The sequence below is a fragment of the Nitrosospira sp. CT genome, from assembly GCF_059489795.1.
Genome location: NZ_JCAHZJ010000036.1, coordinates 1 through 14,127, shown reverse-complemented (window position 1 = coordinate 14,127; position 14,127 = coordinate 1). Strand labels below are relative to the sequence as shown.

The window sequence follows — 14,127 nt, the reverse complement described above, 5'->3', positions numbered from 1 at the left end:
AATTTAAATAGTGGCCGTCTGCCACCGTCTGGCATAAGATTAAAAGGAGTCTTTCCCGGTGTAAAACTCTTTCAACACATTCAGCACTGTGAATCGCTTCCTATTCAGTACAGGCATCGAGAACAGCTATCCCACTATTCGCCTTCCCGACGGCGTGAGAGTTCGCGTCGACGAAATGGATAAGTGCCTCCATTACCAGAGGTGGCATGAAGATTTTCAGCTCGTACAGGAGATAGGCATCGAGTACCTGCGTTATGGACCGCCTTACTATCGTACTCATTTAGGGCCTGGAAGCTATGATTGGTCATTTTCGGACGAAACCTTTAGTGAGTTGCGGAAGCGAAATATCACCCCGATCGTAGACCTTTGTCATTTCGGTGTGCCGGATTGGGTGGGTGATTTCCAGAACCCCGAATGGCCGCATCTTTTCGCCGAATACGCACGTGCGTTCGCAGTCCGCTTTCCATGGGTTCGTTTCTACACGCCTGTAAACGAAATCAGCGTATGCGCAATGTTTTCTGCCCTATGGGGATTGTGGAATGAACGCTTATCTTCTGACCGAGCATTCGTTATGGCGCTCAAGAATCTATGCAGGGCAACTTTATTAGCTGAAAGATGCATTCTCGAGATTCGACCGGATGCACGTTTCATACAGAGCGAATCGAGCGATTATTTTCATCCAGCAGAGCCTGCAGCTCAGGAAAAGGCTGACCTGCTCAACGAAAAAAGATTTCTTTCGCTTGATCTTTGCTACGGAAAGGATGTGAGTGCTCGAATGTATCAGTATCTTACTGATAACGGGATGATGCGCGAGGACTATGCCTGGTTTCAGCAAACCGGACGCAAGCTAAAACCTCACAGCATCATGGGGAATGACTATTACATTACAAATGAGCGGCTGGTCGGGCGGGATGGGGAGCTAACCCCTGCAGGGGAAATCTTTGGATTTTATGTAATTGCCCGGCAGTATTTCGAGCGCTACCATATGCCGACGATGCATACGGAAACAAACCTCCCCGATGCCTTGCGATCGCCTTCCTGGTTATGGAAAGAGTGGGCTAACATCATTCGGTTGAAGCAGGATGGAATTCCCATCATTGGCTTCACATGGTATAGCTTGACCGATCAGGTAGACTGGGATACCGTCCTTTGCGAAAATAACGGCAAGGTGAATCCTTTGGGGTTATACGACCTGAACAGAAGAATACGGCCGGTTGGGCAGCAATACCAGCGTTTGATTGAGCAATGGCGCGAGGCTTTGCCAGCCGAGAAAATCTGCCTCCACCCCGATTCACCCATGCCCGACCTCTTATAGCGTGATAGCGTGTAGCGGCTAAGAACAGTAAGAAGCATTTAGAAGCATTTTTATATAATAAAGCCGATTACGTAAGCGCCAACATCCCAAGGCTATAGTCACCGGCGTCGTCTAGCCCCACGACATATGCACTTCGATTCTTCCAGGGTCTTGCCGAGTTGCGCCTTGATCCTCGCCCCATTCGGGAATCTGCCGATGCGGTGAATTGGCTTCGTCAGGTGGGAGAACTGCGTGGATAGGCGGATTTATGCTCCGAGATCAGCTTACAGCACGTATCCTTCGCATTGATCCTGCTCACTGAGCTCGCCATCCCTGTTCGCCCTTAGCTTGTTGAAGGGTCCACTTGTGCTGGCAAAGGAGTTCCAACCTACTCCGCGATTCCCTCCGGAAACCCCCTCAACGCAAACGCAGCCAAGCTATAGATCGCTACCGCCAACAGGATCACGAAGGCGAACCCCAGGTGAATAGCCAGTAAAGTGGCAAGTACCGCTCCCACGACAGAGGCGAAGCCGTTGATTGCCCAAGCCCAGGGGATCGCCTCGTGTGCAGTGAAAGCTAACCTCATCGTTCCGGTTGGAAAGGGCATACCCATGCAAAACGCAAGCGGCGCGATCAACGCTACTGAAATAGCGATTTTTGCCGGATCGGATAAATGGATCAGCGTATCAAACAGGCTGGGCAGGATAGCGAGATAGAGCAGTGCAAGGGCTCCTATTGCCATTACTGCAACAGTCAGATGTCCACTCTTTCGAAACCGCTTTTGCAAGCGCCCGGCAAGCCAGCTTCCCACGCCGGCAAATACCAGAAATGCGCACAATACGACGGCGATCGCATATAACGGGTGAGTCAGAAACAGTATAAATTTCTGGATGAATGCAATTTCCATGAACATGAAAGCCAGGCCGATGGCAAGGAAGTACAAAGCGACTTGCGCAGGAGGGAGTGCTCGACGTGCCTTTGATGCCAGGAGGGGTGCCAGAATGAGAACAGCGCTCGCAACGAACGCCTGGATCAGCGTTGCCACCAGCAGTGGATAGCTCCAATCCAGAAGCGGCATGCCTCCCTGTTCCCGCAGGGCGAGCAGTTCGCGCAGTGAATCCCACTTGAAGAAACGGAAAAAAAAAGGCTGATTGTCGGTGGCAGGCTCAATAAAGAATTTATACCGGTCGATAAAGGCTTGGCGGTCCCCACCCAGCAATGCGGTTGCTCCCTCGAAGAAGTAGGGCTGGGTCAGCACGTTGTAGCGATTTGCTTCCTCAGGTCGCATTTCCGGGTAATAGGCTGTGTCGAATGAGCGCTCGCGGCAAAATTTCCTGATCGCTTCGATCTCCGCCACCGTGAAATTGCTGTTCTTCATAAGCAGCGTGACCGTTTTCCAACCCCTTATCATTACAAGGTGCGCCCCTGGATCGTCTACGCCGCTTCGCTCCAGGGCGGTTATCGCTGTCGCGAATAATTTCAGGGCATCTCGCGGTGGTAAGGTCAGCCAGCGCGTAATGGCCAGCACTCCGCCCGGCGTCAGCTTTCTCAGATAGGTTTGAAACGCTTCCACGGTATAAAGGTAGTTTTCACTCAGGCCGTAAACACCCGCGGCGGCAACACCAAACGAATCCAGCAGGGCGACCTGAACCAGATCGTAGCGGCTGCGGGTTGCGTTAACAAAGCCGCGCGCTTCCGCCGCGTGTATATGCACCTGAGGCAATGTGTAAATATCTCCCCCAAAGTAATGGAAGCACTCCTCGACGAGATTGATGACGTTGCGGTCGAGTTCTACCCCATCGATCCTGATCGCGCCATGGTAGAGGGCCTGCAGAACGTCGCTGCCCGCTCCTGCTCCCAACACCAGCACATGCGGGCCTGCATGAGGGCGTTGCAGCACATGGTAAGGTAGCGCCGAGGTAAGCTGGTCGAGATAGGATAGTGGCTCACGTCGGCCATCAAAGCGCGTCAGCACGGAGGGGCCGTTTCCATCCACGAATATGCCCAGCTGATCCGGCGGTTCTTCCAGCGCGTTAAGACTCATGCCAGGGGCATAACGGAAAGGAACGCGCGGGCTTTCCACGACCGCAATCTGTCCCAGTGGACTGGAACGTTCCTCGACCACCTGCGCGCCCTTAATATTCAGGACTTGACTCAAATCCTTGTAAGGGGAAGGATGCACATGGAACCAGCCGGGGGGAATTGCCACCAACACCAGGAAAGCCAGCCCGAGAAGGACAACCCACAGCCAGCTGGGTCGTATCCTCATCTCCACTGTGGCGATAGCGGCGGCAAACAGGGCCAGCGCGGCGAGGACGATAAGCAGGTTGTGTGGTGATATAAGAAACAGCACGCCGATAACACACACGCTGCCTATTCCCGCCCCCATAATATCGAAGGCGTAAACGCGCCCAGCCTGCTGCCCAAAATGCGAAAGGATGAGGCCGATACCTGTTCCCGCACAGAAGAAGGGCAGCATCATGAGCAGATAAATGGAGAGCAGGCGCGTCAACTGGAATGGATCCCAGAGCAGTTCGAGGGGGTTGAACGGGACTTCCTGTGCCAGCAGAAACGCCGCGGGCATGAGAAAAGCGAGGCCGATGGCGGCTGCAAGATAGATAGGGCCTATGTATCTGGCAATTTTTTCTCGTGACAGTGTGAGAGCCGTGCCACTCGCTCCGTAGCCCAGCATCGCCGCGCTGATGATCATGTAGGCAAAATGGTGCCACAGCACGATGCTGAACAAGCGCGTGAGCAATACCTCATATGCCAGTACGCAGGCGGAGAGCAGTCCGATGGCAATAAAGGGCGGACGCGGCAAGGACATGATGATCAATGCCCGCCCCTGAGCGGAACGAAACGAACCGGGACAATTTGACGGGTGGTAACTGAACCGTCCGGCTGTTTCTCCACCAGCATCAGGTACTGGGTCATGAAAGGTGCGCCCAATGGCACTACCATGCGTCCGCCGGGCTTCAGTTGCTTGAGCAGAGGAGGAGGCACATGACTGGCGGCAGCCGTTACCAGGATGGCATCAAACGGCGCCGCTTCCGGCCAGCCGTAATAACCATCCCCTATGCGGGTCTTCACATTGTCGTAGCCCAGCGATTGAAATCTTCGCGCAGCTTCGTTTGCCAGAGGCTCGATGATTTCAATGGTATAAACCGATTTTGCGATCTCCGCCATGACAGCAGCCTGATAACCCGAGCCTGTACCGATCTCAAGAACCTTGTCGTCTTTCTTGAGCTTCAACAGATCGGTCATCCGCGCGACGATGAGGGGTTGTGAGATTGTCTGTCCGTGGCCGATCGGGAGTGGATGATTGCGATACGCAAATATGGAGAGCCAGGCAGGTACGAAGCGATGACGCTCTACTTTTTCCATTGCCGCTACAATACTTGCTCCGGGAGGAGAATTACCGGATGCGGCAATCACTTCCCTCACCATTTTCTGGCGCAAGGCCTCATATTCCGCAGCTGACAGCGGAATAGCACAACCGAAATAAATCAATGCGCCGAAAGCGGCTGCCGCAAACTGCCGATTCATCAATTCATTAAAGCAAATTTGCGGCAACCTGCTGAAATGCGCCGCCTTACTCGCTGCGGCGCATTGCTTGGCTCAGGGTATATCAGGACTGGCAGACGGTTCGATGATAAGGCCTATCAAAAACTAAAAACCTTACCCTGCCGAGGTGGAGGCGCAGGAGGAGTAATCATGGCAATTTGCTATTGCACAGGCTGGGGTGCGACTTGCAGCCATCCACCGGGACAGTTTTTCACGTAAGGATAGTAGCCTTCCGGGTTCCGGCAATAATGCCAGTAGTTTGAGGCCTGAGCCTGTGGCGGTGCTTGCACGACCCCTTGCTGGATATAGACAGGCGGAGCAGCGGGAACTGAGACGACAGGCGCATACCCATAGCCTGCCGGAGGATAGCTGTAGGCAGGCGGATACGAGGGACGAGCAGCATAGGAACTCAAGCCGTAACCCAGCAGACCCAGCCCAAGACCGATTCCGACTCCATAGCCCCAACCCCCACCTCCGCCGTGTCGATGGTGATGATGTCCGTGGTGGTGGTGCCCATGATGGCCGTGACCATGATGGCCGTGACCATGATGGCCGTGACCATGCCCTCTGCCGGCCCACGCAGGACTCAAGGGAGCTGCGATGAACAGCATGAGTGCAAGACACCCGAATTTTATTTTTGTCATGAAGATCTCCATTCCAAAGTAGTAATTAACGAAGAGCCGAGCCTCACTATTTCAACCTGCAGAAGGTATAACGCGCCACTTTCGAATCGGTTGTCCTGCCGTTACAAAAATTTCACAAAAATTTCACAATATTTTCTCTGACGGTAAACGGACGAGGTAGTATCACGTTATTGGTGCAGGAGGAGCAGCCAGAGTCACTCACCAGATAGTCCGTCTTGTAAGACTGTTGTACTTAAGTCCAATAGCTATTGCGGCAACACACGAAGATAATCGCCACGAGTGAGATGTGAATTCAGTTCAAATAATTTCAACAAGAGGAGATGAAGATGCGGATTTTGGCAATATTGTTGGCAGCGGCAATTGCGTATGCAACTCCGGTACTGGCACGGAACGGTGGCGGGAAGCACGACGGGCATCAGGGAGTTGAACATGCAAACCCCGGAGGAACGGCATCCGAGCATATGGGCCAGCACGGCATGGAGAACTCGAACGCGCAGTGGTCTACTGATGCGACGCGCGGGCAGGATCGTGCCGACTGGAGAAACCAGAATGAGCGGAGGAGGGGGCATGGAGCGGACGATGGAGATCATGCCGGGAAAGGCAAGCATAAAAGTCCTCATGATCATGAGAGCAGCGACAAGGGCAAGAAGGATAAATCCAGTAAGGGACCGAAGGGTCACAATAGTCACGAAGGTCACAAGGGCCATGGCAAGGATGCGGATTACTAGGAATTGTCCCTAGGCGACGGAAAAGACCAGGAGCAACAGCAGAAAAAGATTTTTTGGAAGGAGATGTGATGTCGAACGAAGCGGTTAACTATTGGAAGTTTGCAACGATTGGAATATTGCTGGTGGGTGCAAGCGTTGCATCGACTCTATTCATCACGGGGCCTGATTCCGATTCCAAGCCTGAGCTCGCGGCTTCTGAGGCTGAGACTGAGGCGGTTTCCCCTGCCGGCGAAACTCCGGTTTCCGAAGCAGAGAAAAAGCCTCTTGCTTCAGTCCCCGAACCGGCCCCAATCGCCCAAGCTGCACCTGAACCTCCAAAACGACCCAGAGTAACGCAATCGAACCAGAATACCGCAGCTGCGGTTCCGCCTCCCCCGTCCTATGCTCCCCCGGTGGCATATCCCCCGCAGCCGGTACGTTCGTCCTACCCGTCTCAGTCCGTCATGAATGAATGCAACCGCTATGCAAGCGAGCAGGTGAACAGCAAAGCCGAAGAAGTACTCAAGAATGCAGCGCTCGGCGCAGCGCTGGGGGCGGCTGTAGGCGCTGCAGGCGGAGCGATCGCCGGCGGAGGAAAAGGTGCCGGCAAGGGCGCTGCGATTGGTAGTATAACGGGCGTTGCTGGTGGAACTCTTTATGGTCTCAACGAGACCAAATCCCATGATGGACAGTATCAGGCTGCCTATTCTGCCTGCATGCGCGCCAAGGGGTATTAAGGCCTGAATTGCAATCGTTAAAAGAATGCCTCAAGAATGCCTCAAGAATGCCGTTAGTCGCCGGATGATTTGTCTTGGTTTGTGAGTGCTCGATGTCGTTGATCGCAAGGTAGAGCTGGTAATCGCGGGTTTCGGGCTTCCCGCAGTACTCAATACTCTGGTCTGCTCAGCAAAGAAAGGTGGCACCGGTCGTTGAGCAGATCGGCAGCTGTAATGGATATCTTGCTGGTATGGCTTGGCCGAGCTTGGTTGAGTTTGGCTTGGGCCACTTGGAGTAGGTATCGATGAAGGTCTGCTGATAGAATCTGCCAACGCCCTTGATCGTACCTGCATAGAAAGTGTCCTGACTGTCAAGATAGCCAGGGTGGGCTGAATTAAACCAGAATAACAAGACGTGCGAAGTGGCGTGCGCCACACTCAACTGATGACGATGTATTTATTTGGACTGGTTTTTTTAGTTGTTTCTGTTTCTTTCCCCCTGGTTTCACGCGGTCAGGATAATACGCTGAACGACCCTCACCCAGGGGCAGGATGGAAAGTTGTGGCGACAACTGACAAGGAGGTCTTTTTTGTCCATATGCCGAGCATCAGGAGGCACGGCAATACTGTGGATGTTTGGGAAATGTCCGACTTCCCTAATACCAGGACCCCCTCCAAGTCGACCAAGTTTCAATATAGGTACAATTGCAAGAATAGATCCTATTACACCCGGCAAAGCACGCACTATTCGCAGTATGGAGGTAGGGGAGATATTATGTCCTCCTCAATAGAGGAAGGGCCAGTAACGAAGGTGATAGCCGGCACTATAGGGGAGACACTGCTGGAGCTGGTGTGTAAGAAGTAGTGTCCTCCTACGAGGCTATATGGAGTATCAGGGGAATTCGATAAACCTGCTCCAGGATGACTTATAGGAAGTGCAGCCTTTTGTAAGTGAGTTGTGCTTGAAAGGACACGCCGCGATGAAGAAAAAACTTGTTCCCATTCTTGCGGCACTCCTCCTCCCTGCTGAAAGAATGTATCTCCGGCTCAAGCAACTTCCCTTCAAAGCAATGATGACCTCGGCGGTCATTGCGCTTTCAACCCTTGTTGCCTTGCCTCTTTCAGCCGCTGACTCTGCCGATGAAATAATACGGGCAAAAGCAGTCAGTATTGTTGATGGTGACTCGATCAGCGTTGTTATAAATCAGGAGTTGGTAAGGGTACGCCTGGCAGGGGTAGACGCCCCGGAAGGAAATCAGCCATTTGCTATTGATTCCAAACAATCCCTCCATGACTTATGCTTCTGGGTAGAAGCAGAGCTCAGTTCAATAAGCAAGGATTACTATGGGCGCATGTTGGCAAAGGTTAAGTGTAATGGAGTGAATGTTAACGCCGAGCAGGTGCGGCGAGGAATGGCATGGGTAGCAGACCAATCGGTGGAGGATAGGGAACTCAATCAGCTTCAGGAAGAAGCGCGCGCTGCAAAGCGAGGATTGTGGTCATATGAATCACCCGTACCACCCTGGGAATGGCATTCGCGGGGGTGGCATTCCCAGCGGAGCTGGTCTGGCCCCTCAATGAAAAAATGAGGATATAAGAAAGCCCAGGAAACGTATCCTCCACTGCCCCACACTTTCATCATCAGTTTCGTGAAGAAATACTACTGATACGAACTCTGTCTCCGTTTGAAATTCCATCCGGTGGATTTTCGATAATACGATCATCGGGCTTCAAACCTGCGCTGAGTTCAACGAGTTTGCCCAAATCACGCATGATCATGACAGGTTTCAGTACAACTCTGTCATCAAGATCAATCGTTGCCACACTTAAACCCGCCTTGTTGAATATCAGAGCACTTGCCGGTACGCTCATCGTAGGCCTATTATTAGGTAACCTGAAATTCACATTTGCAAATCCACCTGGAAGTAACTCTCCCCTCGCATTATCGATCTGGATTTGTATCTGGGTCGCACTGGACACATTATTGACAGCTTGTGCCGATGCAACAACAGCAGCAGTATAAGTCTTGCCCGGATGCTCCGGCACAGCGATAGTTACCTTGGTGCCGGGGGAGATGCCGGGTACGTAAACCTGCGGCACATTGACATATACACGCAATGTTGTTGTACTCGACACCTCGAAAAGCTCTTGCCCTGTTCCACTGCCGCTGTTTATGAGTGCACCGATGTCTGTTAGTCGGGCAGTGATGAGCCCGTCAAACGGCGCAACGATACGCGCAAAAGATTTCAATACTTGCAGGCCATTTACATTTGCACGAGCAGCATTAACCAATGCTTGCTTGGTCATGAAATCACCTGTTTTTTCCGCGGCCGCCTGCTTTGAAACATAGCCGGAATTCAATAATGCTTCCCATCGTTCCGCGGTAGTCTTTGCCAGCGATGCGGTCGCCTCTAAACTGGCAAGATCAGCCTTTGCCTGTAACAACTGCTGATCGAGGTCTGGCGTCTCGATCTCGGCAAGTAATTGGCCGGCCTTCACCTGAGTCCCGATATCCGCTTTCCAGCTTTTCAGATAGCCATTCACGCGTGCATATAGGATTGCGCGGGAATATGGCTGCAGGCGACCAGGTAGATCAAGGGATGTAGTGTTTTCCTGCATGCCGGGTGTGATGACTGCGACAACGGGAATTGCCTGTTCACTGGTCCAGCTGCGAAGCTGCTTGCTTGCAGAGACACGACTGATAAGACCAATTGTGACTATAGCAACGATGATGATCATCGCAGCTGTACCAAGAACAAGGAGTCTCCGCGTTGAGATTCGGGACCCTGAAGAGTCAGGTAGCATCGGCTTCTAGGGCGTCGAAGGTGGCAGATATGCGTTTCCTGGAATGCCGTTCATGTATAACGCTAAAAACGACAGGAATGAAGATCAGCGTTGCAACTGTGGCAAAAATCAGGCCCCCAATCACAGCCCGGCCAAGCGGGGCATTCTGCTCACCGCCCTCGCCAAGACCTAACGCCATAGGTAGCATCCCTATGACCATCGCAAGAGCGGTCATCAGGACTGGTCGACAACGCACGAAGCCGGCTTCCAGCGCAGCTGCAGTAGCGTCTCCAATCGCATTTAACCGTTCCCGCGCGAAACTGATCATCAGCACGCTATTCGAGGTTGCTACACCCATACACATGATTGCGCCGGTCAAGGCTGGCACCGAGATTGGAGTGTGTGTAATGAACAGCATCCATACGATTCCAGCAAGCGCAGCAGGCAATGCGGTGATGATAACGAATGGATCAGTCCAGGACTGGAAGTTCACAACGATCAGCAGATAGATAAATACGATTGCGCCAAGCAAACCAAACAACAATCCAGAGAAAGCACTTTCCATGGTTTTTACCTGGCCAAGCAGTAAGATTCTTGACCCTTTTGGCACCTCACCTGCAGTATCGGCAAGGATGCGACGAAGGTCACTTGCCACCCCACCGAGATCTCTTCCTTGCGTCGTCGCATGGATTTGCACCATCGGTTGAATATCATATTGGCTGACCAATGCATTACCGCTGGTGCGCGTGAAACTGGCAAGCCCGCCAAGCACTTGTGAATTGCCGTCAATACCCCCGATCGGAATGCCTGCAAGGGCGCCGAGCGTATCGAGGCGATACTGCGGTGTTTGCATCACTATCGGATATTGCACGCCGTTCTGGGGATTTAGCCAGAAAGTGGGCGCCACTTGACTGCTGCCAGCGAGATTGGCCACCAAACTATTCGTGACATCACGCATGGTAATTCCCATTTCCTGTGCACGAGTTCGGTCAACATCTACGTTAAAAACAGGTCTCCTGCGGGACTGCTGGATACGAACATCCACAACGCCAGAAATCGCCCTAATCTTGGGCAGCAACGATCCGGCATAGTCAAAATTTGCCTCCAGGTCGATGCCGCGTATCTGCAGTTCGATCGGCGCAGGCGAACCGAAATTCAGGATTTGGCTTACGATATCAGCCGGGGGAAATGAAAATGCCACTCCTGGAAACTGGCGCGGCAACTCTTCGCGCAGCTTGCGCACATAATCTTCGGTACGTTGATGTCCGGGATTCAGCGCAATCTGGATATCTCCGTCCTGAGTACCCATCACCCCTGTGTTGTTGTAGGTCAAGTTGATGCTACTCGGGGGAAGACCGATATTGTCCACCATTACGTCGATTTCATCGGGTGGAATGATTTCCCGGATGGATTTCTGGATCTGAGCAAGTTGATTGGCACTCTCCTCCACACGAGTGCCAACCGGGGTACGCACATGCATCAGAATCTGGCCGCTGTCCACTGCGGGAAAGAAATTTTCCCCTAAAAAGGGTAACAATAAAAAAGAAGCAAGCACGAAGACGAGAAATCCACATATGAACGGGTACCGGTGTGCCAGCGTAAATTCAAGATATTCACGGTAACGGGCTCGAAAATGTTCAAAGCGTGCTTCGAAGCGGCGCTGAAAATGTACTAGCGGATTGCGTGATGATTGGCTCTCGTCCCAGGATGAATGCGGATGCAATAAATACTTGGACATGGTTGGGACAAGAGTGCGGGAGAGAATGAAAGACCAGGCAACTGAAAACATGACTGACATTGCCATTGGTACGAATAGAAAGCGCGCAACTCCTTCCAGAAAGAACATCGGCACAAAAACGATACAGATACACAATAAGGACACAAAAGCCGGTGTCGCGATCTGCGCAGCTCCATCCATGATCGCTTCCTCAACTTCTTTCCCCTGTTCCAGATGTAGATTGATACTCTCGATCGTCACGGTTGCATCATCGACAAGTATGCCAACAGCAAGAGCAAGTCCGCCAAGTGTCATGATGTTGATTGTTTCCCCCAAGGCTGCAAGGCAGATGATGGCTCCGAGAATCGATAAGGGGATCGATACCGCCACGATTACCGTTGAACGCCAGCTGCCGAGAAACAACAGTATCATGATGCTTGTCAATACAGCCGCGATAGCCCCTTCCAGCACCACCCCATTGATTGCCGCCCGCACGAAAAACGATTGGTCATTGATGGGCTTGATCTCGAGATTCTCCGGCAGAGCAGGTTTTATTTCATCCAGCTTGGCGCGGATACCAGCAACGATGGCAAGTGTGGATGTCATGCCGTTTTTCAATATGGTCATTACCACAGAGCGCGTGCCATCGACGTGCACGATATTGGTCTGCGGCGCATTGCCATCACGAATATGCGCCACATCACGGATATAGATTGTTGCGCCGTTGACAACCTTGATGGGGAGATCACCGAGATCCTCGATTGCGGTGGCCACATTGTTCAGTTGAAGTGTGTACTCAAATGCCTCTATTTTCTGTGTACCTATTGGTGTAACCAGGTTTTGTGCGGCAAGGGCGTTTCCCACATCCTGTGCGCTTAACCCGCGTGCTTGCAGTGCTTCCTGATCGAGATCAATCTGTATCTGCCGGGTTTTTCCGCCATATGGAAACGGAATCGCAGCGCCGGGTACCGTCACCAGCCGCAGGCGGATGGTGTTCATGGCAAGGTCAGCGAGAGCCTGCTCGGACATACCCTTGCCGGATAGCGCGAGCTGAAGGATGGGGACTGTTGCGGCGTTATAGTTGAGAATCAGTGGCGGCGTTGTTCCCTGGGGCATCTGCCGCACCACGGTTTGCGAGATCGCTGTAACTTGAGCATTGGCGACTGCTATGTCTACGCCAGGCTGAAAAAAGATTTTGACAATTCCAGAACCCGCATAAGAATTCGCTTCGATATGCTCGATGTCATTGACTGTCGTCGTCAATGAGCGCTGGAATAGTGTAGTAATACGTCCCGCCATCTCGTCGGGGGGCAAGCCAGTGTACTGCCATACAACCGCAATTACTGGAATACGAATATCTGGAAAAATATCGGTTGGAGTCCGAAAAACTGTAAGGGGTCCCAGAATCAGGATGAGAAGCGCCAGTACGATGAACGTATACGGGCGCCGTAAGGCAACCCGGACAATCTCAATCACGAGGTTCTTTCTATCGAAGCAAGCTTCCCAAAAGGAAGGGTGTCAGGAATCATAGATGAGTAGATAATTTCCTTGAGAAACGAGTTACGGGTATCAGGAATTTTTCCAGGCCCGCTAAGCACGGAATAGGGGGTAAAGCTCAATGCGGCGGCGGTATTAAAAATGTAGTAGTTCAGATTTAATCTGACAGTAGGACCTCAAGTCGACAAGAGCGGCATCGGGCAGGGCGCAGTAGGCTGGTTCGATCCTGTACCTGGTACCTGCAAAGGGGAATTCCGCACCGTTCCTCCGTAACCAGTGCGCGCTTGTTGCGCCTAAAATCCCGCGGGGCGGCAGGCCGGCTCACTCCATAGCCCATTGCCTCTAAGACTCGCGCCCTCCTTGGACTCGGCTAAAGCTTCCGGTTAGCCAGCGACTGATCTTTATCATTCTGTCTGTAATAAAAAGATGTTGAACTCATATCATCGCCATAAGCTTTATTACATGATGTGGGAAAGCGAACAGTTATCTCTTTAACACAGGTAACTTAGAAAGTGTTCAGGGAGGACACTCACATAATCGGGGCATAATGGATAATAAGCTGCTCCTATCAGGGGTAAGGGTGCTGCAGTAAGCGGGGCTGGACAGCGATCAGGCAAGACAGCTCAAACAATTGCAGGAAGAGAACGAACGCTTAAAGAAGACAGCGTCTCGCCAGATCAAGCTTGATTGCATCAAAGTGGGAAATAGAAGCAGGCTATCCCTCTAACTCGACTTCGGCGCATAGTATGACGATTGGTAAAGAACTGACCGTGTTATCACCTCTTACGGAGGATCTGCACGTTTTTGACCGAGAGCTTTTTCAATTTTTTGATCCGTCTTATACTGGCTCAATGCGTACACTGCCCAAATCGTCGCAGGAATCCAGCCGATAAGCGTTATTTGCAGAAGCAAACAGATAACGCCCATAATGGGCCGGCCGATTGTGAAGAAGGTTAGCCAAGGGAGGAACAAAGCAATAATCAAACGCATACGCAGAGCCTTTCAAGGGAGGCGTTAATGGCTATTATTGCCCATCCCACAAAAAAGATAAATAAACACGATAGCCCCGGCCATGCCGCGGAACTAGATAGTGTAGTCACGAGACTTTGAGCCAGAGGGCGATGCACCTGATCTGGATGGCGGCAAGGAATGATGCGCTGTTTTTGGCGTACCGGGTGGCAATGCCTCGCCAGCGTTTCAGGTG

General features: G+C 52.2%; 11 protein-coding genes and 2 pseudogenes. 5 read left to right on the top strand and 8 right to left on the bottom strand.

What is annotated here, in order from left to right; genetic code table 11:
* Positions 1 to 88: 88 nt before the first annotated feature.
* A complete protein-coding gene (locus AC52W5_RS05665) occupies positions 89 to 1,315 on the top strand; it encodes a family 1 glycosylhydrolase (RefSeq protein ID WP_495670294.1) in 1,227 nt (408 codons plus the stop codon).
* 367 nt (positions 1,316 to 1,682) lie between these two features.
* On the opposite strand, the gene AC52W5_RS05660 is transcribed toward AC52W5_RS05665, so the two are convergent.
* The 3 genes from AC52W5_RS05660 to AC52W5_RS05650 all read right to left on the bottom strand — a co-directional run bounded on the left by AC52W5_RS05660 (position 1,683) and on the right by AC52W5_RS05650 (position 5,502).
* A complete protein-coding gene (locus AC52W5_RS05660; RefSeq protein WP_495670293.1) occupies positions 1,683 to 4,121 on the bottom strand; it encodes a spermine/spermidine synthase domain-containing protein in 2,439 nt (812 codons plus the stop codon).
* A 5-nt stretch (positions 4,122 to 4,126) separates the two neighbouring features.
* Positions 4,127 to 4,840, bottom strand: a complete 714-nt coding sequence (locus tag AC52W5_RS05655) for a protein-L-isoaspartate(D-aspartate) O-methyltransferase (RefSeq protein ID WP_495670292.1) — start codon at positions 4,838 to 4,840, stop codon at positions 4,127 to 4,129.
* A 179-nt stretch (positions 4,841 to 5,019) separates the two neighbouring features.
* Entirely contained in the window at positions 5,020 to 5,502 is a 483-nt protein-coding gene (locus AC52W5_RS05650) for a hypothetical protein (RefSeq protein WP_495670291.1), read from the bottom strand.
* Positions 5,503 to 5,828: 326 nt separating this feature from the next.
* On the opposite strand from AC52W5_RS05650, the gene AC52W5_RS05645 reads away from it, so the two are divergent.
* A complete protein-coding gene (locus AC52W5_RS05645; protein WP_495670290.1) occupies positions 5,829 to 6,230 on the top strand; it encodes a hypothetical protein in 402 nt (133 codons plus the stop codon).
* A 68-nt stretch (positions 6,231 to 6,298) separates the two neighbouring features.
* A complete protein-coding gene (locus AC52W5_RS05640) occupies positions 6,299 to 6,946 on the top strand; it encodes a YMGG-like glycine zipper-containing protein (RefSeq protein ID WP_495670289.1) in 648 nt (215 codons plus the stop codon).
* A 13-nt stretch (positions 6,947 to 6,959) separates the two neighbouring features.
* Here AC52W5_RS05640 and AC52W5_RS05635 read toward each other — a convergent pair.
* Positions 6,960 to 7,319, bottom strand: a pseudogene (locus AC52W5_RS05635) (transposase family protein); the annotation flags it as partial.
* A gap of 51 nt (positions 7,320 to 7,370) precedes the next feature.
* Here AC52W5_RS05635 and AC52W5_RS05630 point away from each other — a divergent pair.
* Both AC52W5_RS05630 and AC52W5_RS05625 read left to right on the top strand, forming a co-directional pair.
* Positions 7,371 to 7,790 (top strand): surface-adhesin E family protein, encoded by a 420-nt coding sequence (locus AC52W5_RS05630; protein WP_495670288.1) that lies wholly within the window; start codon positions 7,371 to 7,373, stop codon positions 7,788 to 7,790.
* A gap of 115 nt (positions 7,791 to 7,905) precedes the next feature.
* Positions 7,906 to 8,514: a thermonuclease family protein gene (locus tag AC52W5_RS05625; protein WP_495670287.1), complete on the top strand. Its 609-nt coding sequence runs from the start codon at positions 7,906 to 7,908 to the stop codon at positions 8,512 to 8,514.
* Between the two features lie 52 nt (positions 8,515 to 8,566).
* Here the strand turns inward: AC52W5_RS05625 and AC52W5_RS05620 are convergent, their stop codons facing one another.
* From AC52W5_RS05620 to AC52W5_RS05605, 4 genes and pseudogenes are all read right to left on the bottom strand, one after another.
* Positions 8,567 to 9,664, bottom strand: coding sequence for an efflux RND transporter periplasmic adaptor subunit (locus AC52W5_RS05620; protein WP_495670286.1), 1,098 nt, complete (start codon positions 9,662 to 9,664; stop codon positions 8,567 to 8,569).
* A 55-nt stretch (positions 9,665 to 9,719) separates the two neighbouring features.
* On the bottom strand, positions 9,720 to 12,902 hold the full coding sequence (locus AC52W5_RS05615) for an efflux RND transporter permease subunit (RefSeq protein ID WP_495670285.1): 3,183 nt from the start codon (positions 12,900 to 12,902) through the stop codon (positions 9,720 to 9,722).
* Between the two features lie 804 nt (positions 12,903 to 13,706).
* Positions 13,707 to 13,913 carry a YqaE/Pmp3 family membrane protein gene (locus tag AC52W5_RS05610; protein WP_495670284.1) on the bottom strand — a complete coding sequence of 69 codons (207 nt, stop codon included), beginning with the start codon at positions 13,911 to 13,913 and terminating at the stop codon, positions 13,707 to 13,709.
* 106 nt (positions 13,914 to 14,019) lie between these two features.
* A pseudogene (locus AC52W5_RS05605) lies at positions 14,020 to 14,127 on the bottom strand (IS5/IS1182 family transposase); the annotation flags it as partial.